This is a genomic window from Streptomyces sp. UH6 (assembly GCF_013421635.1).
Taxonomy (GTDB): Bacteria; Actinomycetota; Actinomycetes; order Streptomycetales; family Streptomycetaceae; genus Streptomyces; species Streptomyces abyssomicinicus.
The window spans coordinates 1-2155 of sequence record NZ_JACADT010000964.1; the positions used below are offsets into that span (position 1 = coordinate 1).

2 protein-coding genes are annotated in these 2155 nt (G+C 70.7%); both read right to left on the reverse strand.

The features are described from left to right. Positions 1-207: 207 nt before the first annotated feature. The gene (locus HW445_RS28080) at positions 208-1059 is read right to left on the reverse strand and encodes a magnesium transporter (RefSeq protein WP_180223665.1); all 852 of its coding nucleotides are present in this window, start codon (positions 1057-1059) and stop codon (positions 208-210) included. Positions 1060-1100: 41 nt separating this feature from the next. Then, complete coding sequence (gene metF / locus HW445_RS28085) at positions 1101-2039, reverse strand: methylenetetrahydrofolate reductase [NAD(P)H] (RefSeq protein ID WP_180223666.1); 939 nt, start codon at positions 2037-2039, stop codon at positions 1101-1103. Positions 2040-2155: the final 116 nt, after the last annotated feature.

Here is a 2155-nt window from a genome sequence, read left to right on the forward strand (position 1 = left end):
GACACCGGCGCTACCGCGAGGCCGGCATGTCCGGCGCCCTGGTGGCGGGCCTGGTGGTCGAGGGACCGGACTTCCGCGGCTCACAGTGAGCGCCCGCGGGGGCGGGCGCCTGCGAGCAGCAGCCGCGGGCAGCCGTGCGGGAGGATCCGGGCGAGCGGAACGGCTGAGGGCCGGCCCCCTGCGGGGGGCCGGCCCTCAGCCGTTCGTTCAGTACCGGTACTGCTCGTCGTAGCCGTACGGGTAGGGCTGCTGCTGCGGCTGCTGCGGCACCTGCTCCTCCCCGTACGGGTCGTCCGCCCCCCGCTGCTGCGGGACCCAGACCCCGCCGGGCGGCGTGGTGTCGCCGTAGCCGGCGTACGAGGAGGTGTCGTAGCCGCCCTGCTGCCCGTAGCCCTGCTGCTGGCCGCCGTACGTACCGTCGTAGCCGTAGCCCTGATCGCCCTGGGCTCCCTGACCGCCCTGCGTCGCGTAGGGGTCGGCGTAGCCCGGGTACTGCTGCTGGTCGTAGCCGGTGCCGGCGTACGTGTCGTAGGAGCCGTAGCCCTGCTGTCCGTCCGCGCCGGTCGGCACGACGGTGGGGTAACCACCGGTGTCGTAGCCGGAGTTGTCGTAACCGCCGTAGGAGTTGGTGTCGTCCTGCGCCGCCTGCGGCTGGTATCCGGCGGTGTTCTCGGCGCCCTGGTACTCCTCCGGGGAGGGGGCGGCCGGCTCGTCCTCGCGGCGGGCACCGCGGTCGTCCCGGCCGTCGGCGCGGTCGTCGTCGTACTTCTCGTACTCCTCGTCGTCCCGTCCTGCGCGGCGGCGGGCCTGGGGCAGCGCCCAGCCGCCCGAGAAGCCGCTGCGGAACGACAGGGTGACGAAGGTCTGCCCCACCGCGAACGCCAGCGCGCCGAGGCCGATGACGGCGACCGAGGCGAGGAGCACGCCGATCACCACGCCGAGGAAGCCGGCGAACGCGAGGACACGCCACCGCAGTTTCGCCTTGTACTGCAGCAACACCTCGCCCAGCAGCCACAGTGCGACGATGCCGAACGCGATGTAGAGGACCGTCCAGCCCATGTAACGCCCCTCTCCCGTAAGACCGGGGCAGTCTGACGGACTCAGACGCTCCCGGTCCAGCCCTGCACTGGGTGGTGCAGGCCCAGGTTCTCGTAGATCTCAAGTGTGGCCGTGGAGTTGTTGAGCGTGATGAAGTGCAGCCCGGGCACACCCTCGGACAGCAGCCGCGCACAGAACTCCGTGGCGAAGTCGATTCCCAGGGAGCGTACAGTGGCCGGATCGTCTTTGGCTGTGAGGATCCGCTCTTTCAACCGGGCGGGAATCACGGCGTTGCTGAGAGTCGGCAGCCTCTCCAGCATACGGACACTGGTGACGGGCAGCACCTCGGGGATGATCGGCGTCTCGCAGCCGGCCGCCGCCGCCTTGTCGCGGAACCGCAGGTAGGACTCCGGCTGGAAGAACATCTGGGTGATCGCGTAATCGGCCCCGGCACGGCACTTGTCCGTGAAGTGCCGGATCTCCGTCTCCCAGTCCGGGGAGCGCGGGTGCAGCTCGGGGAAGGCCGCCACACCTACACAGAAATCGCCCGACTCCTTGATGAGTTCGACGAGTTCGGCGGCGTAGTGCAGGCCCTTGGGGTGCGCGATCCACTCGCCCATCGGGTCGCCGGGCGGATCGCCGCGCAGGGCCAGCATGTTGCGGATGCCCGCGTCGGCGTACTGGCCGATGATGTTCCGCAGTTCGGAGACCGAGTGGTCCACGGCGGTCAGGTGAGCGACCGGGGTGAGCGTGGTGTCGGAGACGATCTGTTCGGTCTCCTTGACCGTGCCCGCGCGGGTCGACCCGCCCGCGCCGTAGGTCACCGAGACGAAGTCGGGGGTGACGGCCTCGACGCGGCGGAGCGCGTTCCACAGGTTCCGCTCGCCCTTCTCCGTCTTGGGCGCGGAGAACTCGAACGAGACGGTCTGCCGCCCGGAGGCGAGCATGTCACGCACGGTACGCGCGCGGTCCGTCCGGGTGGATGCGGTTCCTAGGGCCATGCCTCGCAGGTTAGTCAGGCGGCGGCCCCGGTCCCAAAGACCGTCCGCTCTCCGGACAGCCGCGCCGCCGTCGACCTGCGGGAACCGGTCGGCGCGGCCTGCGGACCCCGTCCGCG